A 21,747-nucleotide genomic window follows, 5' to 3' on the forward strand; every position below is an offset into this window, starting at 1 on the left:
CGCGCCGTTTAGTGTTCGGCTGTGGGGACCTTCGGCGAACAGGAACGCACCGATGGAGAGTTGCTCGCCGCGCACGTCGCGGGTGAGCAATACGCGTTCGAGGAGCTGTTCCGCCGCCATCACCGCCAGCTGTATCGGCTCGCCCAGCTGACCAGTCGCAACCCGGAGGACGCCGCCGACGCGCTGCAGGACGCGATGCTGTCTGCGCACCGCACCGCTCCGGCCTTCCGCTACGACGCCGCCGTCAGCAGTTGGCTGTATCGCATCGTGGTCAACGCCTGCTTGGATCGGTTGCGCCGCAACAAGACCCGCCCGACCACCACACTGCTCGACGACACCTGCCACGCCGGCGATCCCATGCCGCACGTGGACACTGCGATCGTGGTCGAGCGCGCCCTGATGCGGCTGCCCGTCGAACAACGGGCGGCCGTGGTCGCGGTCGACATGCAGGGCTACTCCGTGGTCGAGACGGCGCGGATGCTCGGTGTCGCCGAGGGGACCGTGAAGAGCCGCTGTTCGCGCGCCCGGCGCAAGCTCGCCGAGACGCTGGACTATTTCGCGCTCGATGGAACCGCGGCGGCCTCGTCGTCGTCTAATCCCCCGGTGATGGAGACTGGCTGACGTCAGGGCAACCGGCGGGAGCACGCGATGGACAACGGCACCGAGGACGACCTCGATCCCGCGGTGGTCGAGCGTGTCCGTCGCGATCTCGCCCAGCTGGGGTCGGACGAGGCTTCGGCGCCCGACGTGCCGCCGCAGGTGACGCAGCGCGTCCTCGCCGCCCTGCGCGTCGAACCCGCCCACACGGTCGCGCGGGCGCCGTTGCGACGGCTGCAGGTCATCGGGCTCGTCGTCGGCCTCGGCGCCGCGGTGGCCGCCGTCATCGTCGGGGCCGTGATGGTGAACCGCCCCGAGCCACCCACGTTTCCCGCGGGCCCGACCGCCAACATGATCACCGTCGACCGGGCCGCCGCGATTCCGCTGCCGCATTCGCAGATCATCGAGCTGCTGTCACGGACCCCGGACTTCGGGCCGCTGACAGACCCCCGGCGCCGCGGTTCCTGCCTCGGCGGACTGGGCTATTCCCCGGGAACGACGGTGCTGGGTGCCCGGCCACTGGACATGCGGGGACAGCCCGGGGTGTTGCTGCTGCTTCCCAGCGATTCACCCGACGATGTCGTGGCCGTCGTCGTCGAGCCGGGTTGCAGCGGAGCTCACACCGGCCTGTTGGCGAAGTCCTTGGTCAGTCGGACGTAATCTGTCCACCAGACCGGGCGGGAACACCCACGCCTAGGCTGGTGTTACACCCGTGCCGGTTGCGAATCGGCAGAAAGGTCGAAAGGCGCCCATGACCTCCAATCCCACGGTTCATGACCTGATCGTCATCGGATCCGGGCCCGCGGGCTACACCGCAGCCATTTACGCGGCGCGCGCCCAGCTGGCCCCGCTGGTATTCGAAGGCATCCAGTTCGGCGGCGCGCTGATGACCACCACCGAGGTGGAGAACTACCCCGGCTTCCGCGACGGCATCACCGGGCCGGAATTGATGGACCAGATGCGCGAACAGGCGCTGCGCTTCGGCGCCGATCTGCGGATGGAGGACGTCGACTCCGTTTCGCTGGAGGGCCCCATCAAGACCGTCACCGTCGGTGACGAGACCTATCAGGCGCGCGCGGTCATTCTCGCGATGGGCGCACAAGCCCGCCACCTGGGAGTACCCGGTGAGGAAGCCCTGATCGGCATGGGCGTCAGCACCTGCGCCACGTGCGACGGCTTCTTCTTCCGCGACGAGGACATCGTCGTGGTCGGCGGCGGCGACTCCGCAATGGAGGAGGCGACGTTCCTCACCCGCTTCGCCCGCAGCGTGACGATCGTGCACCGCCGCGAGGAGTTCCGCGCATCGCGCATCATGCTGGAGCGCGCTCGCGCCAACGAGAAGATCACCTTCCTGACCAACACCCAGGTGATCTCGATCGAGGGCGATCCCAAGGTCAGCGGTGTGCGGCTGCGCAACACCGTCACCGGCGAGGAATCCAAGCTCGACGTGACCGGCGTGTTCGTCGCCGTCGGCCACGATCCGCGCTCGGAGTTGGTGCGCGGACAGGTCGACCTCGACGACGACGGCTACGTGCAGGTCAAGCAGCACAGCACCGCAACCTCTGTGGAAGGCGTTTTCGCCGCGGGCGACCTCGTCGATCACATCTACCGACAGGCCATCACCGCAGCGGGCACGGGCTGTTCGGCGTCCATCGACGCAGAGCGTTGGCTCGCCGAAATCGGCTCTGCCCCAAGCGATGAAGCAACCGCCACCCCCGTACGTTAGGAGTTGTACCCATGACTGAGACCTCGGCCGGAAAAGCCACCGTAACCGTCACCGACGATTCGTTCTCCAGCGATGTGCTGTCGAGCAGTACCCCTGTGCTGGTGGACTTCTGGGCCACCTGGTGCGGTCCGTGCAAGATGATCGCCCCCGTTCTCGAGGAGATCGCCGGTGAGAAGGCCGGTCAGTTGACCGTCGCCAAGCTCGACGTCGACGCGAATCCCGCGACCGCCCGCGATTTTCAGGTGGTTTCGATTCCGACGTTGATCCTGTTCAAGGACGGTGCGCCGGTGAAGCGCATCGTCGGCGCAAAAGGCAAGGCAGCCTTGTTGCGCGAACTCGCTGACGTGGTGTAACGATCCCCTAGCTTCGTCCCCTAGCTTCGCTGTGGGCCCAATTTCGGGCCCGGCGGATACCCGCCTGGCGTTTTCTCGATTCCCAGAACCGTCTGAGACAATGCTGTCTAGCTTTATTACGTCGTGTCGGCGTTGTGCGGTCGCCGGCATCCGTGACCGAAAGGCCGCCTATGTCGAGTCTGCGTCGCGGTGACCGCGGAAGTGCGGTCACCGAGATCCGGGCTGCTTTGACGTCCTTGGGCATGGTCGAAAATCCCGACGACGACATCACCACCGGCCGGCACGTCGCGCTCGACGTGTTCGACGACGAACTCGACCATGCGGTGCGCGCCTTCCAACAGCACCGCGGCCTGTTGGTCGACGGCATTGTCGGCGAAGCGACTTACCGCGCGTTGAAAGAGGCTTCCTACCGCCTGGGCGCACGCACGCTCAACCATCAGTTCGGTGCTCCGATGTTCGGCGACGACGTTGCGACACTTCAGGCGCGGTTGCAGGATCTCGGCTTTTACACCGACATGGTCGACGGACATTTCGGGCTGCACACGCACAACGCGCTGATGTCGTACCAACGCGAGTACGGGCTGTATCCGGACGGCATCTGTGGCCCAGAAACGTTGCGCTCCTTGTACTTTCTGGGTTCACGTGTCACCGGCGGCTCTCCGCACGCGATCCGCGAAGAGGAGCTCGTCCGTAGCTCCGGTCCGCGGCTGTCAGGTAAGAGGATCATCATCGATCCGGGTCGCGGGGGCGACGATCACGGCCTGATCATGCAGAGCCCCGACGGTCCGATCAGCGAGGCCGACATCCTGTGGGATCTGGCGAGCCGGCTCGAGGGCCGCATGACCGCGATCGGTATGGAGACGTTCCTGTCTCGCCCCGTCAACCGTTCGCCGTTCGACGCCGCACGGGCCATGACCGCCAACACGGTGGGCGCCGACCTCATGATCAGCCTGCGCTGCGCCACCCAGCCGAGCCCTGCGGCCAACGGTGTCGCATCGTTCCACTTCGGCAACTCACACGGTTCGGTGTCCACCATCGGACGCAACCTCGCCGACTTCATTCAGCGAGAAGTTGTGGCGCGCACCGGATTACGTGACTGCCGCACCCACGGGCGAACGTGGGATCTGCTGCGGCTGACCCGCATGCCCACGGTGCAGGTCGACGTCGGCTACGTGACCAATCCGCGCGACCGCGGACTGCTGGTCTCGAGCCATACCCGGGACTCGATCGCCGAAGGCATCCTCGCCGCGGTCAAGCGCCTGTACTTGCTCGGCAAGAACGATCGCCCTACTGGCACATTCACTTTCGCCGAACTGCTGGCGCACGAACTCTCCGTCGACCAGGCCGGACGCGTCAGCCCGAGCTAGCTTTGGCGCGCCCCCTAGCAGGGGCTGGCGCCCGCTCCCACCGGCTGTTGCAGCTGGGCGCTTTCCAGCAGGCGCTCCAGAGCCGCCTCGACATCGGCCTTCCAGCCCAATCCCTGTTCCAACTCCAGCCGTAGCCGCGGAAAGTACGGATGCGGCGAGACAACCACGAAGCCGGCGTCCTGCAGCACGTCGACATCGAGCACACACTGGTCGACCGAACAGTCGCCCAGCACGTCGATGATCGGCCGCAGGACGGGCGACACCGCCTGCGGGTCGGTCAGATCGGACGCATCGGCGGTATGACCGAACGCTTCGAGCGCGCGCACGCCACGACGTACGAGATCACCAACCACCGCAGCGATCAGAGTGCGCGGTAGGGCATCCGCGCCATCCCCGGGCTCCACCCCCAGGGTCGTGAGCAGAACGGCGTCGGCACTGACCGGACCGGACGGGAAATAGCGGGCCCGCGGAATCGCGCGCGGCGGCGCATAGAACGCGTAGCCCAGGCAGGCCTCGTCGCCGGTCGGCACGGCGTCGTCCCCCATCGAATCGGGACACTGCACCGCTATCTGCCCGCACACGCCCCATTCGAGCATGACCATCGACAGCCACGCTTCCTTCTCGAACTCGGGGTCCCACAGCTGGTTTCCACCCGCTTGCGAACCCTGCAGGGTCGACGGATCGACCTCCCAGAACACGCAACGACGCGCGTGCTTGGGCAGCTGCTCGAACGCTTCGAGCCGCATGGGCGTGATACGTGGCGGCACTAGCCTCTCCGGGTTTTGCACGGTGTCGATGTGCACGGATGCCACTCCAGGATAGAAGGGCGCGGCGCAGATGACGCCAAATCTGCGCGGAGAACCTCGGGCGGCCGCGGCGTTGTCCAAAGCTGTTGATACACAGTCATTTCCACTCAGGGCCGACGGGCACGGATACTCTCCCCAGGGTACGTGTCACAGTGACGTAACTGCCGCGGGTTAGGGGTCAGCGGTTGGACGCGCTCATTAGTTCAACTATGCGTTGTAGGTCCTCGACCGACCCGAACTCCACCACGATCTTGCCTTTGCGTTTGCCGAGAGCGACCGTGACGCGGGTATCGAAGGCCGTCGACAGCCGCTCAGCAACATCCTGCAGCCCCGGCATGTGGATCGGCTTGCGCCGGGGCGCCGCGGGCGTCGCCGGGCCGGCACTGTTGGCCAGCGTGACGGCCTCCTCCGTCGCGCGCACCGAAAGCCCCTCGGCGACGATGCGTGCGGCTAGCTCCTCCTGCTGCTCTGCCCCGCCCTCGAGCGAGAGCAGAGCGCGGGCGTGCCCGGCCGACAGCACGCCGGCCGCCACCCGACGCTGCACCGCGATCGGCAGCCGCAACAACCGAATCATGTTGGTGATGAGCGGACGCGAACGGCCGATGCGCGCGGCAAGTTCATCGTGGGTGACGCCGAACTCGTCGAGCAGCTGCTGATACGCGGCCGCCTCTTCCAACGGGTTCAGTTGGACGCGATGGATGTTCTCCAGCAAGGCGTCGCGGAGCATGTTGTCGTCGCCGGTCTCCCGGACGATCGCCGGGATGGTCGCCAGCCCCGCCTCCTGCGCGGCCCGCCACCGCCGCTCCCCCATCACGAGCTGATACTTCGGCGTGGCCTCGCCGGGCAGCGCGCGCACGACGATGGGCTGCATGAGGCCGAACTCGCGTATCGAATGCACCAGTTCGGCGAGGGCTTCCTCATCGAAGACCTGGCGGGGTTGCTTCGGATTGGGCTCGATCGCCGACGGATCGATTTCGCGGTAGACCGCCCCCGACACGTTGACCGGTCCACCGATCACCACATCGGCAGCGGCGTCCCCCATCCGGCCGAGCGACGATTCCCCATCGGACGGACCGGTCGGAATGAGCGACGCCAGCCCGCGGCCCAGACCGCTGCGCTTGCCTTTGGGTTGAGTCATCCAGATCTCCTCATCGGTCGCTGATCCTCTTCGCGCAAGCGCTCATCGGCGGCTAATCCTCTTCGCGCAAGCGCTCATCGGTGGCTAATCCTCTTCGCGCAAGCGCTCATCGGCGTTCCGCGATCTCACGGCTGGCATCCAAATAACTCATCGCACCTCGTGAGCCGGGGTCGTAGTCGAGGATCGTCATGCCGTACCCGGGCGCTTCCGACACCTTGACGCTGCGTGGGATCACGGTCCGCAGCACCTTGTCGCCGAAGTGGGCGCGCACGTCGTCGGCTACCTGATCCGCCAGCCGCGTGCGCCCGTCGTACATCGTCAGGATCACGGTGGTGACGTTGAGCTCCGGATTGAGGTGGGCCTTGACCATCTCGATGTTGCGCAACAGCTGACCCACACCCTCGAGCGCGTAGTACTCGCACTGGATAGGGATCAGCACCTCCGGCGCCGCCACGAGAGCGTTGATGGTGAGCAACCCCAACGACGGCGGGCAGTCAATGAAGACGTAGTCGAAGTTGTGGTTCTTGAGACTGGCGAGTGCACCGCGCAGCCGCCCTTCGCGCGCCACCATGCTTACCAACTCGATCTCGGCGCCGGCCAGATCGATGGTGGCCGGCAGGCAGTACAGCCGCTCGCTGTGCGGGCTGCGTTGCAGGGCGGCCTCCAGCGGGATCTCCCCGATCAGTACTTCGTACGACGACGGTGTGCCCTCGCGGTGCTCCACGCCGAGCGCGGTGCTGGCATTGCCCTGAGGGTCGAGATCGATCACCAGAACTTGCAGCCCTTGCAGCGCGAGTGCGGCGGCGATGTTGACGGCCGTGGTCGTCTTTCCGACACCGCCCTTCTGGTTCGCGATGGTGAAGACGCGTTGCCGTTGCGGACGCGGAAGCCCGCCCTTGGCGGCGGCGTGCAGCAGACGCACGGCGCGTTCGGCTTCAGCCCCGATCGGCGTATCCACCGCGGGCGGATCCGGCCACGGCTCGGCCTGCGCGGGCGTCCCTTCCCATGTTTCACGTGAAACATCGGGTGCGTTTGTTTCACGTGAAACATCGCGATTCGGCAGCGGCCCGGCATCCGGCCGCGGCGACGCCGGAACGGAACTCATGCTCGGCTCCCGTCCTCCGGCGTGTGGTCGGCCGGGTTCCGCCGGCGCGCCACCACGACGGTCGCGGGAGGATCCAAGACGTCCGCGCAGCATTTCATCACCCTCACATCGATGGCTCCCAGAGACGCCAGCACACGCCGGTGTTCCCGGGCCTCTTCTTCGGCACGCTCTCCTTTGATGGCCAACATCTCGCCACCCGGACGCAGCAGAGGCATGCTCCACTTCGCGACCTTGTCCAGTGACGCCACCGCCCTGGAGGCCACCGCGTCCACTTCCCCCACTTCTTCTCGCACAGCCCGCTCCTCTGCCCTGCCGCGCACCACCGTCACGTCGATCTCGAGTTCGTCGATGACCTCGCGAAGGAAATCGCTGCGGCGCAGCAGGGGTTCGATCAGCGTCACCCGAAGATCGGGGCGAGCCAACGCCAACGGTATCCCGGGCAGGCCCGCGCCACTACCGATGTCGGCAACCCGGGCGTTCTGAGGCAGCAACTCGGCGATCGCGGCGCTGTTTAGGAGGTGGCGGTCCCACAGTCGGTCGACCTCGCGGGGCCCGATCAATCCGCGTTCGACACCGGCGCCGGCCAGGATCGCGGCGTACCGCCGTGCGCCGTCCAGACCGGGGCCGAACAAGGCGTCGGCGGCTTGTGGCGCTGCCGACGCCTCGTCATGTTTCACGTGAAACATCCTCCGGATCATCGCGGGGCCGACTGTCCCGTCGGGACGAACTACACGGATGTAACTCTTGGTCAGTCGGCCAGAATGACGACGCGGCGCGACGGCTCAACGCCCTCGCTCTCGCTGTGCACACCGTCGACCGCGGCGACCGCGTCGTGCACGATCTTGCGCTCGAACGGCGTCATCGGCGACAGTTCCTCGCGCTCACCCGACTCCAGCACCCGCCGCGCGACCTTGTCGCCCAGTGCCGCCAACTCGTCGCGACGGCGCCGGCGCCAGCGCGCGATGTCGAGCATCAGTCGGCTCCGTTCGCCGGTTTTCTGATGCACCGCCAACCGCGTCAACTCCTGCAGCGCGTCTAGCGCCTCGCCCTTGCGGCCGACGAGCTTGTTGAGATCGCTGCCGCCGTCGATGCTCACGATGGCGCGGTCACCCTCGACGTCCAGATCGATGTCGCCGTCGAAGTCCAGCAGATCCAACAACTCCTCGAGGTAGTCGCCGGCGATCTCGCCTTCGGCGACCAACCGCTCCTCGAGGTCCTCCGAACCTGTGCGGTCTTCGGCGACTTCGTCGCCGGCCAACTCCTCGCTGCGCTCGGTCGTGTCAGCGTCGGTCATGTTTGTGTCTCTCCCTCATCTACGGTCTGCACCGGTCGTCTTCGGGTTGGCCCGCAGCCACGCGGCCGCGGGTACCCCAGCGCTTCTCACCGTGGGCCGGTCAGCGCTTACGTTTCTTGGGCCGTGCTCCTGGCCGCGGGGTCGCGCCCGGCCGCGGCGTTCGGCTGCCGGTGCCCGACGCGGTCTTGCCCGGACTCGTCCCGGTCGCCTTGGCGTCGGACGATCCGTTCTCCGCAGCCTTGCCGTCCATCTCCATGCCGTCGCTCGTGGTGATCTCGGTCGGTTCGGCGGCGACCTTGGACTGCTTCTTAGGCTTGGCGCCGGGCGGCGGTGCGTTCTGTGCGCGCCGTTCCTTGGCTGCGAGCTTCTTCGCCTCTTCTTCTTTCTCGATCATTCCGAACACGTAGTGCTGCTGTCCGAACGTCCAGATGTTGTTGGCGAGCCAGTACATGATGATCGCCAGCGGCAGGAACGGGCCGCCGGCGACCACGCCGAGCGGGAAGACGTAGAGCGCCAGCTTGTTCATCATCGCCGTCTGTGGATTGGCCGCCGCCTCGGGACTCTGGCGGGCCACCGATGCGCGGCTGTTGAAGTACGTGGCGATGCCGGCCAGGATCATCATCGGCACGCCGACTCCGATGACCGCGACACGGTTGAATTCGGTGAACGCCTCCAGGCCGTGCTGCTGGATCATCGTGGCACCCAGCGGCGCACCCAACAGGTTCGCATCCAGGAAGTGCCGGACGTCCTCAGCGCTGAACACGTAGTTGCCGAGTTGAGCGTTCTCCTCCACCGACAGCCCAAGCCGGCCGATGCCCGTCTGAGTCCGGTTGAAGGACATCAGCACGTGGTACAGACCGAGGAACACCGGCAGCTGGGCGAGCATCGGCAGACAGCCGAGAATCGGATTGAAGCCGTGCTCGCGCTGGAGCTTCTGCATCTCCAACGCCATCCGCTGGCGATCCTTGCCGTACTTCTTCTGCAGCGCCTTGATTTGCGGCTGCAGTTCCTGCATCTGTCGCGTGGTGCGGATCTGCTTGACGAACGGCTTGTACAGAATCGCGCGCAGAGTGAAGACCAGGAACATCACCGACAGTCCCCAGGCGAAGAAGTTCGTCGGCCCGAGAATGAAGGCGAACGCCTTGTACCAGACCCACATGATCGCCGACACCGGGTAGTAGATGATGTCGAGGCTGAACCAGTTAAACACGCGTCTCGCTCTCTGCTCGCGATGTGTGGGTACCCCGCACATCGTCGGCTGCATCCGGACCTATCCGGTGGCCGCCTGTGCCGGCGCACGAGTCATGCGCGTCGCCGCCACGTTCCGGTATCGGGTCCCATCCTCCCTTATGCCACGGCCCGCATTTCAGCAACCGCACCACCGCCAGCCATCCACCCTTGACGGCGCCGTACTCCGTGAGCGCGTCGACCGCGTACTGACTGCACGTGGGCATGAAGCGACAGGATGCCGGTCGCAGCGGAGACACCATGTGCCGGTACAGCTGGATCGCGTAGATCAGCGCCCGCGCAATCGATCGCGTCATCGCGGCGCCCCGCTCTTGGAGAGCGCACGACCCAACGCCGTCCGCAACTCTTGTTCGAGTCGCGCCGAGACTGCGGACCGGCTGCCCGGTAAAGCCCGGATCACCACACGGTCGGTCGGCTGAAGATCCTCGATCACGGTGCGCGCAACGTGACGTAGCCGTCGGGCCACTCGGTGCCGTTCCACGGCGTTGCCCACGGACTTGGAGACGACGAGTCCGATGCGGGGTCCGTCATCATCAATGTCATGGCGCATCGTGTGCACGACAAGGTCGGGTTGCACCGCCCGCACCCCTTGACTGACCGTGGCACCGAACTCGGACGACCGCGTCATCCGGTACCGCGCCGGAAGCACTGCTGGATCCCGAGTCGGGTTACGCAGTCAGCTTGCGGCGACCCTTGGAACGCCGGCCCGACACGATGGCCCGGCCTGCCCGGGTACGCATCCGCAGGCGGAATCCGTGCACGCGTGCGCGGCGCCGGTTGTTCGGCTGAAAAGTCCGCTTGCCCTTGGCCACGGCTGTCTCTCCTCGTTTCCGTCGGCATCAACGCCCGCACCGGTACTCACGTCATGCCGGTGGACCGCGGTTGCCCGTTGGTAAGCTCGTCCGTCTCGCTTAGCCGGCGCGGTCCCCACAACATCTGGGTCGCAGCCGTGCCGCCACGTGCGGGCGACTGTTCGAGGGTACTGACGAGATTTCCCTAGGTCAAACCACCCTATCCCCCGCCATGACCGGACTGAAAATCTTTACAAACGCCTCAACCGTCACGGCGCTCCAGCGCCGCGAAAGTAACCCAAACGCAATGTTGCAGAACGGTTGGCACCCGCGAAGAAAACTGTTAGCTTCTGCCAGTGTCGTTTCGATAACGAAACGACGACAGACAACGAAGCGGGGATGCCCACCAAGTCGCGAGCCCACAGATTGCACCACTGCTGTGACGAGCCCCGGCCAGCGGCGTTCCAGCCCGTAGACAACCGAACGAAGACGACTGTCCTGTTTCCACAACCTGTGGATAACCATGTGGACAGTTCGTCATCGTTCCTTTGGCCTTCCCTGAAACGGCCGCGAGGGGGTACGCGTCATTGACTGCTGACCCCGATCCACCATTCGTGGCCGTATGGAACACGGTCGTTGCCGAGCTCAACGGCGACATCGAAGCGGTCGGAGTGGCGAACGGTGATGCGGGCCCGGTGCTCACGCCTCAGCAAAGGGCGTGGCTGAAGCTGGTCAAGCCGCTGGTCATCACCGAGGGATTTGCCCTCCTGTCGGTTCCGACGCCCTTCGTGCAGAACGAGATCGAACGTCATCTCCGCGAGCCGATCATCAGTGCCCTGAGCCGACAGCTTGGTCAACGAGTGGAACTCGGCGTTCGCATCGCCGCTCCGGAAAACGACGAACCAGACGAGTCCCACAACGGGTTGGCCGCCGCGGTCGCCGACCTCGACGACGACATCGACGAAGACCAGGCGGCACTGGCAAGCGCCGAGGAAAGCTGGCCCAGCTATTTCTCCAACCGGGTCCAGAATTCCACGGACGAGGATGCCACCGCCGTCAACCTGAACCGCCGCTATACCTTCGACACCTTCGTCATCGGTGCGTCCAACAGGTTTGCTCACGCCGCGTCGCTTGCCATCGCCGAGGCACCGGCCCGCGCCTACAACCCACTCTTCATCTGGGGCGAATCCGGCCTCGGCAAAACTCATCTTCTACACGCCGCAGGAAACTACGCCCAGCGTCTCTTCCCCGGGATGCGCGTCAAGTACGTCTCGACCGAGGAATTCACCAACGACTTCATCAACTCGTTGCGCGACGATCGCAAGGCCTCGTTCAAACGCAGTTACCGCGATATCGACGTGCTGCTGGTGGATGACATCCAGTTCATTGAGGGCAAGGAAGGTATCCAGGAGGAGTTCTTCCACACCTTCAACACCCTGCACAACGCGAACAAGCAGATCGTCATCTCATCGGACCGGCCGCCCAAACAGCTGGCGACCCTCGAAGATCGCCTGCGAACCCGGTTCGAGTGGGGGCTGATCACCGACGTTCAGCCTCCTGAACTGGAGACCCGCATCGCGATTCTGCGCAAGAAGGCGCAGATGGACCGCCTCGACGTGCCCGGTGATGTCCTCGAGCTGATCGCCAGCAGCATCGAGCGCAATATCCGCGAACTCGAGGGTGCGCTCATTCGTGTCACCGCGTTCGCGTCGCTGAACAAGACGACGATCGACAAGTCACTGGCCGAGATCGTGTTGCGCGATCTGATTTCCGACGCGAGCACGATGCAGATCAGCACCGCCGCGATCATGGCCGCGACCGCCGAGTACTTCGAAACCACCGTCGAGGAACTGCGTGGTCCCGGTAAGACGCGCGCGCTCGCGCAGTCCCGACAGATCGCGATGTATTTGTGCCGCGAGCTCACCGACCTGTCGCTGCCGAAGATCGGCCAGGCGTTCGGACGTGACCACACGACCGTGATGTACGCCGAGAAGAAAATCCGCGGCGAGATGGCGGAACGTCGCGAGGTCTTCGATCACGTCAAGGAACTGACGACCCGCATCCGTCAACGCTCCAAGCGCTGAACCCTCTTCGGCTCCCCCTTCACGCGCGACCAACCCGGTTGGTCTTTCGCCGAATCACGCCTGGGCGCCCAAAACTTTTCAAAAAACTTCCGCACCGTCGGTATCACTTGTCACAGGCCGGCACTGTGCACACCGATGTGGACAACTTGGGATCAACCTTCGAATGACCGGGCACTTGCTTCACAGGCGCGGTCGTTTCCACAGCCGTCGAACATTCACCTCACAACGATCCACAGGAACCCCACACCGGTGCACCGGCGGCACGCAGCACCGACACCCGTTCATCCCCAGCGTCCACAGGCCCTAATACTGTTGCTTGTATATCTACCTAGAAAGTTCTTAGAAGAAGCCTGCTGGGGAACACTTGGAATCCGGCTCTGCGAGCCGGTTCACCGAACCCGATGTCGGCGCGATCGATTAGCTTTCAAGTTGGGGCCGAAAGCTCTACGGTGGTTCAGCGACAGCCGTTACGGTCGTCCCTACGTCTCGTTTCGCGGCGTGTTGAGACACCAGGAAATCGCTGCTTAGCGCTTGTTGTGCTTTTGATCGAAGGGACTGTATGGACGTGGCGACAACAACCGTTGGTGTCACCGATTTGAAGTTCCGTCTGGTGCGTGAAGACTTCGCCGACGCCGTGGCTTGGGTAGCTCGTAATCTGCCGAACCGGCCGACGGTCCCGGTTCTGGCGGGTGTGTTGCTCACCGGTTCTGAAGACGGTTTGACGATCTCGGGATTCGACTACGAGGTATCGGCGGAAGTGCAGGTGGCGGCTGAAATCGCTTCGCCTGGAAGCGTTTTGGTGTCCGGGCGGCTGTTGTCCGACATCACCCGCGCGTTGCCGGCCAAGCCGGTGGATGTCAGCGTCGAGGGCACTCGGGTGTCACTGACCTGCGGAAGCGCACGGTTCTCGCTGCCGACCATGGCGGTCGAGGATTACCCGACGCTGCCGACCCTTCCCGACGAGACCGGTGTCGTCTCGGCCGACCTGTTCGCCGAGGCGATCGGTCAGGTGGCTGTGGCCGCAGGGCGTGACGACACGTTGCCGATGCTCACCGGCATTCGCGTTGAGATTTCAGGCGAGAACGTCATTTTGGCGGCGACCGACCGCTTCCGGCTCGCGGTTCGCGAGCTGACGTGGTCGACGGCATCGGCCGACATGGAGGCCGCGGTGTTGGTTCCGGCCAAGACGTTGGCCGAGGCGGCGAAGGCCGGTGCCGACGGTTCGGATGTGCACCTGGCGTTGGGTGCGGGTGCCGAAGTCGGCAAGGAAGGCTTGTTGGGTATCCGCAGCAACGGCAAGCGCAGCACCACGCGCCTGCTCGACGCGGAGTTCCCCAAGTTCCGTCAATTGCTCCCGACCGAGCACACCGCGATCGCAACGATCGGCGTCGCCGAGCTCACCGAAGCCATCAAACGTGTGGCGCTGGTCGCCGATCGCGGCGCGCAGGTGCGGATGGAGTTCGCCGACGACGTGCTGCGGTTGTCCGCCGGCGCGGACGACGTCGGACGCGCGGAAGAGGATCTGCCTGTCACCTTCGCGGGTGAGCCGTTGACCATCGCGTTCAACCCGACGTATCTCACCGACGGGTTGAGTTCGTTGCATTCCGAACGCGTGACATTTGGTTTCACGACACCCAGCCGCCCCGCAGTGTTGCGGCCGGCGGGTGAAGATGACGGCAGCGTCGGCGACACGGGGCCGTTCCCCGCGGCGCAAACCGATTATGTCTACCTTCTGATGCCGGTTCGGCTTCCTGGCTGACCGGCCCGACGCCACGACGGGGGCGCACATGCAATTGGGTCTGGTCGGCCTGGGCAAGATGGGCTTCAACATGCGCGAACGCCTGCGCGAGGGCGGGCACGAGGTCATCGGCTTCGATCCGCGCCCGGAGGTCACCGACGTGCCGACGTTGGCGGCGCTCGCGGAAGCCCTCGACGCGCCGCGCATCGTCTGGGTGATGGTGCCGTCCGGGCCCATCACCGACGAGACCATCGTGTCGCTCGCCGACGTGTTGAGCCCCGGTGATCTGGTGATCGACGGCGGCAACTCCCGCTACACCGAGGACGGACCTCACGCGAAGCTGTTGGACGACAAGGGAATCGCGTTCATCGACGCCGGTGTGTCCGGGGGCGTCTGGGGTTTGACCGAGGGCTACGGCCTCATGGTGGGCGGCAGCAAGGAAGACGTCGCGCGGGCCATGCCGATCTTCGAAACCCTGCGTCCGCCCGGCGAACAGGCGGACGGATTCGTCCACGCCGGACCCGTCGGTGCAGGCCACTACGCCAAGATGGTGCACAACGGCATCGAATACGGGCTGATGATGGCCTACGCCGAAGGCTACGAACTGTTGGCCGCCGAAGAGCTGATCGAAGACACCCAGGCGGTCATTCAGGCCTGGACCAACGGCACGGTGGTGCGGTCGTGGCTGCAACAGCTGCTGGCCAAGGCGCTGAAGGAAGATCCGAAATTCACGGACATCACCGGTTACACCGAGGACTCCGGTGAGGGTCGCTGGACGGTGGAGGAGGCCATCAGCCACCGAGTGCCGATGCCGGTGATCGCGGCGTCGCTGTTCGCCCGGTTCGCTTCGCGCCAAGAGGACTCCCCCACCATGAAGGCAGTGTCGGCGCTGCGCAACCAGTTCGGCGGCCATGCCGTGCAGAGGATCAGCGAGTCTGGATAGTTGTACGTCAGAAACCTTGCGCTTACCGATTTCCGGTCCTGGGCACGGATCGAGATCGACCTCGATCCCGGCCGAACCGTATTCGTGGGGTCCAATGGTTTCGGAAAAACGAATCTGATTGAGGCGCTGTGGTATTCGTCGACCTTGGGGTCACATCGGGTCGGCACTGACGCGCCGCTGATCCGGGCCGGCGCCCAACGCGCAGTGATCTCGACGATCGTGGTGAACGACGGGCGCGAACTCGCGGTCGACCTGGAGATCAACCCGGGCCGTGCCAACAAGGCACGGCTGAACCGCTCCCCCGTCCGTAGCGCCCGCGAAATTCTCGGCGCCCTGCGGGCGGTGTTGTTCGCCCCCGAGGATCTGGCGTTGGTGCGCGGCGATCCGGGAGAACGACGGAGATACCTCGACGAGCTGGCCACCACCCGGCGTCCGCGAGTGGCCGGTATCCGCGCCGATTACGACAAAGTGCTCAAACAACGGACGGCGCTGTTGAAGTCGGCGGCCGGCGCGAGGTACCGGGGCGATCGCGGCGTGCTCGACACCCTGGACGTGTGGGACGGACACCTCGCCGCCCACGGTGCACAACTCATCGCCGCGCGGGTCGATCTGGTGAACCAACTGGCCCCCGAGGTGGAGAAGTCCTATCAACTGTTGGCGCCCGCATCACGGCCGGCGGCCATCCGGTACCGCAGCGGCGTGGAGGTGATCGAAAGCGAGGCCCACGCCGGAACCGGAAGCGCTGAATTGTTCGAGGCTGCCCTGCTTGACGAGCTGGCGCGTCGCCGCGACGCCGAACTGGAACGTGGCGTTTGTCTGGTGGGTCCGCACCGCGACGATCTGGAGTTGCGACTCGGCGACCAATTGGCGAAAGGCTTTGCGAGCCATGGTGAATCGTGGTCGATGGCGTTGGCGCTGCGGCTCGCGGCGTACGAACTGTTACGCGCGGAAGGCAGCGACCCGGTACTGCTCCTCGACGACGTCTTCGCCGAACTCGACACCGCGCGCAGGCAGGCGCTCGCCAACGTCGCAGCGTCCGCCGAACAGGTGTTGGTCACCGCTGCCGTCCACGAGGACATCCCGCAGGACTGGGATGCGACCAGGATCGAAATCGTCATGACCGACGACGACAGCGGCCGGATTTCGGAAGTACGAGACAGAACTGGTGGGGGCGGGAGTGACCGGAATGAGTGACGACGTGGAACCGCCGGCGCACCTGGCGCATCTAAAGGGTATGGATCTGGTCAGGCGGACCCTCGAGGAAGCCCGGGGCGCCGCCCGCAGTCAAGGAAAGGATGTCGGCCGCGGCCGGAGCACCCAGCCGCGCAAAAAGGTCGCGGGCACCAGTCGGCGACGGTGGTCGGGTCCGGGCCCGGATTCGCGCGACCCGCAGCTGCTCGGATCCCTCACCCGTGACCTCGCCCGCAACCGCGGCTGGTCGGATCGGGTGGCCGAGGGTTCGGTGTTCGGTCGGTGGTCGGTGGTCGTCGGTGAGCAGATCGCGGCCCACGCGACGCCGACGTCGCTACAGGACGGTGTGCTCACGGTTTCGGCGGAGTCGACGGCCTGGGCCACCCAGCTGAGGATGGTGCAGGCGCAACTTCTCGCGAAGATCGCGGCGGCGGTCGGCGACGGCGTGGTGAATTCGATGAAAATCGTCGGTCCGGTCGGTCCCTCCTGGCGCAAGGGGCGATATCACATCGCCGGGCGAGGACCTCGCGACACGTACGGATAAGAGCGATCTTTCTGTTGCCTGAGAGCCGCCAGAACACAGAAAGCAGCGTTCTCAAGCGTCATGACGCACCTCGGAGCGAGAAATTCAGCAGACGGCGCAAATAGGTATGTGAAAACGCCGCCTCAGAATCGGTCCAGACGGTAGTTGACGGTAGACTGATCGAGGATCCGCGAGAGTCGTCATCTCTCGCTTGAAAACCCCAAGGAGACGCGTCCAACGTGGCTGCCCAGAAGAAGAGTGCACCGAAAGAATACGGTGCCGATTCGATCAAGGTTCTCGAAGGCTTGGAGGCGGTCCGCAAACGCCCCGGCATGTACATCGGTTCCACGGGTGAGCGCGGTCTGCACCACCTGGTCTGGGAGGTGGTGGACAACGCCGTCGACGAGGCGATGGCCGGCTTCGCGACCAAGGTCGACGTGAGACTGCTCGAGAACGGCGGCGTCCAGGTCACCGACGACGGCCGCGGCATCCCCGTCGCCATGCACTCGACGGGCATCCCCACCGTCGACGTCGTCATGACCGTCCTGCACGCGGGCGGAAAGTTCGAAGAGGGCGCCTACCAGGTGTCCGGTGGTCTGCACGGCGTGGGTGTCTCCGTGGTGAACGCGCTGTCGACCCGCCTCGAGGCCGACATCTTGAAGGACGGCTACGAGTGGTTCCAGACCTATGACCGCTCGGTTCCGGGCAGTCTCAAGCAGGGTGAGAAAACGAAGAAAACCGGCACGACGATCCGGTTCTGGGCCGACCCCGACATCTTCGAGACCACCAGCTATGACTTCGAGACGATCGCGCGGCGGCTGCAGGAAATGGCTTTCCTGAACAAGGGACTGACCATCGAGTTGACCGATGAGCGGGTCACGGCCGAGGAGGTCGTCGACGAGGTCGTCAGCGACCAGGCCGAAGCGCCGAAGTCGGCGGAGGAAAAGGCCGCCGAGGCCGCCGCTCCCCACAAGGTCAAGCACCGCACCTTCCACTACCCCGGCGGTCTGGTCGATTTCGTCAAGCACATCAACCGGACGAAGTCCCCGATCCAGCAGAGCGTGATCGACTTCGAGGGCAAGGGTGAAGGCCACGAGGTCGAGATCGCGATGCAGTGGAACGCCGGCTACTCCGAGTCGGTGCACACGTTCGCCAACACCATCAACACCCACGAGGGTGGCACCCACGAAGAGGGCTTCCGCGCGGCGTTGACCTCCGTGGTGAACAAGTACGCCAAGGACAAGAAGCTCCTCAAGGACAAAGATCCCAACCTGACCGGTGACGACATCCGCGAAGGTCTGGCGGCCGTGATCTCGGTGAAGGTGGGCCAACCGCAGTTCGAGGGTCAGACGAAGACCAAGCTCGGGAACACCGAGGTGAAGTCGTTCGTGCAGAAGATCTGTAACGAGGAACTGCAACACTGGTTCGACGCCAACCCGGCCGAAGCGAAAATCGTTGTGAACAAAGCGGTGTCGTCGGCCCAGGCGCGGATGGCCGCACGCAAGGCACGCGAGTTGGTGCGCCGCAAGAGCGCCACCGACATCGGCGGACTGCCGGGCAAGCTCGCGGACTGCCGGTCCACAGATCCGAAGAAGTCGGAACTGTATGTGGTGGAGGGTGATTCCGCGGGTGGCTCGGCCAAGAGCGGCCGCGACTCGATGTTCCAGGCGATCCTTCCGCTGCGCGGCAAGATCATCAACGTCGAGAAGGCGCGCATCGACCGCGTGCTGAAGAACACCGAAGTCCAAGCCATCATCACCGCGTTGGGCACCGGCATCCACGACGAGTTCGACATCGCCAAGCTGCGCTATCACAAGATCGTGCTGATGGCCGACGCCGACGTCGACGGCCAGCACATCTCGACGCTGCTGCTGACGCTGCTGTTCCGGTTCATGAAGCCGCTGGTCGAAAACGGCCACATCTTCCTGGCGCAGCCCCCGTTGTACAAGCTGAAGTGGCAACGCAGCGAGCCGGAATTCGCCTACTCCGACCGTGAGCGCGACGGATTGCTCGAAGCCGGCAAGAAGGCGGGCAAGAAGATCAACGTCGACGACGGCATCCAGCGCTACAAGGGTCTGGGCGAGATGGATGCCAAGGAGTTGTGGGAGACCACCATGGATCCGTCGGTGCGGGTGCTGCGCCAGGTGACCCTGGACGACGCGGCCGCCGCCGACGAACTGTTCTCGATCCTGATGGGCGAAGACGTCGAAGCGCGCCGCAGCTTTATCACACGTAACGCCAAAGACGTTCGCTTCCTGGATGTTTAGCGAAGTTATCACCACGGTTTAGGGCTGAAACACATGACTGATACCACCTTGCCACCAGGCGGCGAAGCGGGCGACCGCATCGAGCCGGTCGACATCCAGCACGAGATGCAGCGCAGCTACATCGACTACGCCATGAGCGTCATCGTCGGGCGTGCGCTGCCAGAGGTGCGCGACGGCCTCAAGCCGGTGCACCGCCGCGTGCTGTACGCGATGTTCGACTCCGGCTTCCGCCCGGATCGCGGCCACGCGAAATCCGCACGCTCCGTTGCCGAGACGATGGGCAACTACCATCCGCACGGCGACTCGTCGATCTACGACACGTTGGTCCGGATGGCCCAGCCGTGGTCGCTGCGCTACCCGTTGGTCGACGGGCAGGGCAACTTCGGCTCGCCCGGCAACGATCCCCCGGCCGCCATGCGCTACACAGAGGCGCGGCTCACGCCGCTGGCGATGGAGATGTTGCGTGAAATCGACGAGGAGACAGTCGATTTCGTCCCGAACTACGACGGCCGCGTACAGGAGCCGACGGTTCTGCCCAGCCGGTTCCCCAACCTGCTGGCCAACGGCTCGGGCGGCATCGCGGTCGGCATGGCCACCAACATGCCGCCGCACAACCTGCGCGAGCTGGGCGACGCCGTGTTCTGGTGCCTGGAGAACTTCGAAGCCGACGAAGAAGCGACCCTCGAGGCGGTCTGCGAACGCGTCAAGGGTCCCGACTTCCCCACCTACGGCCTGATCGTCGGATCGCAGGGCATCTCCGACACGTACCGGACCGGCCGGGGGTCGGTTCGCATGCGCGGAGTCTGCGAGATCGAAGAGGACAGCCGGGGACGCACCGGGATCGTCATCACCGAGCTGCCGTATCAGGTCAACCACGACAACTTCATCACCTCGATCGCCGAACAGGTGCGCGACGGCAAGCTCGCCGGCATCTCAAACATCGAGGATCAGTCCAGCGACCGCGTCGGACTGCGAATTGTGGTGGAGCTCAAGCGAGATGCTGTCGCGAAGGTGGTGCTGAACAACCTCTACAAGCACACCCAGCTGCAGACCAGCTTCGGCGCCAACATGCTGTCCATCGTCGACGGCGTGCCGCGCACGCTGCGGCTCGACCAGTTGATCCGGCATTACGTCAATCATCAACTCGACGTCATCGTGCGGCGCACCACCTACCGGCTACGCAAAGCCAACGAGCGGGCGCACATTCTGCGCGGCCTGGTCAAGGCGCTCGATGCGCTGGACGAGGTCATTGCGCTGATCCGGGCGTCGGAGACCGTCGAGGTCGCCCGCCAGGGCCTGATCGAGTTGCTCGACATCGACGAGATCCAGGCTCAGGCCATCCTCGACATGCAGCTGCGCCGGCTCGCCGCCCTGGAGCGCCAGCGCATCGTCGACGATCTGGCGAAGATCGAGGCCGAGATCGCCGACCTCGAGGACATCCTGGCCAAGCCGGAGCGTCAGCGCGCCATCGTCCGCGACGAGCTCAAGGAGCTCGTCGAGAAGTACGGCGACGACCGCCGGACGCGCATCATCGCCGCGGACGGCGACGTCGCCGACGAGGACCTGATCGCGCGCGAAGAGGTCGTCGTCACCATCACCGAAACCGGCTACGCCAAGCGGACGAAGTCCGACCTCTACCGCAGCCAGAAGCGCGGCGGCAAGGGTGTGCAGGGCGCGGGGCTGAAGCAGGACGACATCGTCAACCACTTCTTCGTATGCTCCACGCACGACTGGATCCTGTTCTTCACCACTCAGGGCCGGGTCTATCGCGCGAAGGCGTACGACCTGCCCGAGGCGTCGCGTACGGCGCGCGGCCAGCACGTCGCCAACCTGCTGGCATTCCAGCCGGAGGAGCGCATCGCGCAGGTCATTCAGATCAAGACGTACGAGGATGCGCCGTATCTGGTGCTGGCCACGCGCAACGGTCTGGTGAAGAAGTCCAAGCTCACCGACTTCGACTCCAACCGCACCGGCGGCATCGTCGCGGTCAACCTGCGTGACGGTGACGAATTGGTCGGCGCGGTGCTGTGCTCGGCGGAAGCCGACCTGCTGCTGGTCTCCGCCAAGGGGCAGTCGATCCGCTTCTCAGCAACCGATGAGGCACTGCGTCCGATGGGCCGCGCCACCTCCGGTGTGCAGGGCATGCGGTTCAACACCGACGACGAGCTGCTGTCGCTGAACGTCGTGCGCGACGACACGTATCTGCTGGTCGCGACCGCGGGCGGATATGCCAAGCGCACCGCCATCGAGGAGTATCCGGTCCAGGGCCGCGGTGGCAAAGGGGTGTTGACGATCCAGTTCGACAAGCGACGTGGCAGTCTGGTCGGAGCGTTGATCGTCGATGACGACACAGAGTTGTACGCCATCACCTCGGGCGGGGGTGTCATCCGGACGGCGGCTCGCCAGGTGCGCAAGGCCGGGCGGCAGACCAAGGGCGTTCGGTTGATGAACCTGGGTGAGGGCACGACACTGATAGCCATCGCGCGCAACGCGGAGGAAGGCGACAGCACCGACGAGGTCAACACCGACGTCGGCGAGTAGCTCAGCAGGCGTGACCTGTAGTGGCCAGTTAGGAG

21 protein-coding genes are annotated in these 21,747 nt (G+C 65.1%); 12 read left to right on the top strand and 9 right to left on the bottom strand.

All coding sequences use genetic code 11. The annotated features are described in order from the left end of the window. Positions 1-21: 21 nt before the first annotated feature. The 5 genes from sigM to G6N42_RS21595 all read left to right on the top strand — a co-directional run bounded on the left by sigM (position 22) and on the right by G6N42_RS21595 (position 4,043). Positions 22-621 carry an RNA polymerase sigma factor SigM gene (sigM, locus tag G6N42_RS21575; RefSeq protein WP_163732577.1) on the top strand — a complete coding sequence of 200 codons (600 nt, stop codon included), beginning with the start codon at positions 22-24 and terminating at the stop codon, positions 619-621. A gap of 27 nt (positions 622-648) precedes the next feature. Next, positions 649-1,257, top strand: coding sequence for an RsmA family anti-sigma factor (locus G6N42_RS21580; RefSeq protein WP_163732578.1), 609 nt, complete (start codon positions 649-651; stop codon positions 1,255-1,257). 91 nt (positions 1,258-1,348) lie between these two features. Further along, positions 1,349-2,323: a thioredoxin-disulfide reductase gene (gene trxB / locus G6N42_RS21585; RefSeq protein WP_163732582.1), complete on the top strand. Its 975-nt coding sequence runs from the start codon at positions 1,349-1,351 to the stop codon at positions 2,321-2,323. 11 nt (positions 2,324-2,334) lie between these two features. Continuing rightward, positions 2,335-2,676 (top strand): thioredoxin, encoded by a 342-nt coding sequence (trxA, locus tag G6N42_RS21590; RefSeq protein ID WP_163688804.1) that lies wholly within the window; start codon positions 2,335-2,337, stop codon positions 2,674-2,676. Positions 2,677-2,846: 170 nt separating this feature from the next. Then, positions 2,847-4,043, top strand: a complete 1,197-nt coding sequence (locus tag G6N42_RS21595; RefSeq protein WP_163732585.1) for an N-acetylmuramoyl-L-alanine amidase — start codon at positions 2,847-2,849, stop codon at positions 4,041-4,043. 14 nt (positions 4,044-4,057) lie between these two features. On the opposite strand, the gene G6N42_RS21600 is transcribed toward G6N42_RS21595, so the two are convergent. The 9 genes from G6N42_RS21600 to rpmH form a co-directional block, all read right to left on the bottom strand. Continuing rightward, positions 4,058-4,810: an acetyltransferase gene (locus tag G6N42_RS21600; RefSeq protein WP_163737980.1), complete on the bottom strand. Its 753-nt coding sequence runs from the start codon at positions 4,808-4,810 to the stop codon at positions 4,058-4,060. 217 nt (positions 4,811-5,027) lie between these two features. After that, the gene (locus G6N42_RS21605; protein WP_163732588.1) at positions 5,028-5,987 is read right to left on the bottom strand and encodes a ParB/RepB/Spo0J family partition protein; all 960 of its coding nucleotides are present in this window, start codon (positions 5,985-5,987) and stop codon (positions 5,028-5,030) included. Between the two features lie 106 nt (positions 5,988-6,093). Next, positions 6,094-7,185, bottom strand: coding sequence for a ParA family protein (locus tag G6N42_RS21610; RefSeq protein ID WP_410506619.1), 1,092 nt, complete (start codon positions 7,183-7,185; stop codon positions 6,094-6,096). Then, positions 7,089-7,769 (bottom strand): 16S rRNA (guanine(527)-N(7))-methyltransferase RsmG, encoded by a 681-nt coding sequence (rsmG, locus tag G6N42_RS21615; protein WP_163732591.1) that lies wholly within the window; start codon positions 7,767-7,769, stop codon positions 7,089-7,091. Before rsmG ends, G6N42_RS21610 begins: the two co-directional genes overlap by 97 nt. Positions 7,770-7,840: 71 nt before the next feature. Next, the gene (locus G6N42_RS21620; protein ID WP_163732594.1) at positions 7,841-8,386 is read right to left on the bottom strand and encodes a Jag family protein; all 546 of its coding nucleotides are present in this window, start codon (positions 8,384-8,386) and stop codon (positions 7,841-7,843) included. 100 nt (positions 8,387-8,486) lie between these two features. Beyond that, on the bottom strand, positions 8,487-9,545 hold the full coding sequence (gene yidC / locus G6N42_RS21625; protein WP_410506628.1) for a membrane protein insertase YidC: 1,059 nt from the start codon (positions 9,543-9,545) through the stop codon (positions 8,487-8,489). Positions 9,546-9,588: 43 nt separating this feature from the next. Then, positions 9,589-9,930, bottom strand: a complete 342-nt coding sequence (yidD, locus tag G6N42_RS21630) for a membrane protein insertion efficiency factor YidD (RefSeq protein ID WP_163732600.1) — start codon at positions 9,928-9,930, stop codon at positions 9,589-9,591. Then, positions 9,927-10,283, bottom strand: coding sequence for a ribonuclease P protein component (gene rnpA, locus G6N42_RS21635; RefSeq protein WP_163732603.1), 357 nt, complete (start codon positions 10,281-10,283; stop codon positions 9,927-9,929). Before rnpA ends, yidD begins: the two co-directional genes overlap by 4 nt. Positions 10,284-10,302: 19 nt before the next feature. Then, positions 10,303-10,446 carry a 50S ribosomal protein L34 gene (gene rpmH / locus G6N42_RS21640; RefSeq protein ID WP_083129102.1) on the bottom strand — a complete coding sequence of 48 codons (144 nt, stop codon included), beginning with the start codon at positions 10,444-10,446 and terminating at the stop codon, positions 10,303-10,305. A gap of 566 nt (positions 10,447-11,012) precedes the next feature. Between rpmH and dnaA the strand changes: the two genes are divergently transcribed. From dnaA to gyrA, 7 genes are all read left to right on the top strand, one after another. Next, on the top strand, positions 11,013-12,509 hold the full coding sequence (gene dnaA / locus G6N42_RS21645; protein ID WP_163732606.1) for a chromosomal replication initiator protein DnaA: 1,497 nt from the start codon (positions 11,013-11,015) through the stop codon (positions 12,507-12,509). 559 nt (positions 12,510-13,068) lie between these two features. Next, complete coding sequence (gene dnaN / locus G6N42_RS21650; RefSeq protein WP_163732609.1) at positions 13,069-14,268, top strand: DNA polymerase III subunit beta; 1,200 nt, start codon at positions 13,069-13,071, stop codon at positions 14,266-14,268. Positions 14,269-14,296: 28 nt separating this feature from the next. Next, complete coding sequence (gnd, locus tag G6N42_RS21655; protein WP_163732612.1) at positions 14,297-15,190, top strand: phosphogluconate dehydrogenase (NAD(+)-dependent, decarboxylating); 894 nt, start codon at positions 14,297-14,299, stop codon at positions 15,188-15,190. Beyond that, positions 15,191-16,384: a DNA replication/repair protein RecF gene (gene recF, locus G6N42_RS21660; protein WP_163732615.1), complete on the top strand. Its 1,194-nt coding sequence runs from the start codon at positions 15,191-15,193 to the stop codon at positions 16,382-16,384. Further along, entirely contained in the window at positions 16,377-16,925 is a 549-nt protein-coding gene (locus G6N42_RS21665) for a DUF721 family protein (RefSeq protein WP_163732618.1), read from the top strand. The genes recF and G6N42_RS21665 overlap by 8 nt, the downstream gene beginning before the upstream one ends. A gap of 218 nt (positions 16,926-17,143) precedes the next feature. Then, positions 17,144-19,171 (top strand): DNA topoisomerase (ATP-hydrolyzing) subunit B, encoded by a 2,028-nt coding sequence (gene gyrB / locus G6N42_RS21670; RefSeq protein ID WP_163732621.1) that lies wholly within the window; start codon positions 17,144-17,146, stop codon positions 19,169-19,171. 33 nt (positions 19,172-19,204) lie between these two features. Beyond that, the gene (gyrA, locus tag G6N42_RS21675; RefSeq protein ID WP_163732624.1) at positions 19,205-21,712 is read left to right on the top strand and encodes a DNA gyrase subunit A; all 2,508 of its coding nucleotides are present in this window, start codon (positions 19,205-19,207) and stop codon (positions 21,710-21,712) included. Positions 21,713-21,747: the final 35 nt, after the last annotated feature.

The sequence above is a fragment of the Mycobacterium gallinarum genome (assembly GCF_010726765.1).
Taxonomy (GTDB): Bacteria; Actinomycetota; Actinomycetes; order Mycobacteriales; family Mycobacteriaceae; genus Mycobacterium; species Mycobacterium gallinarum.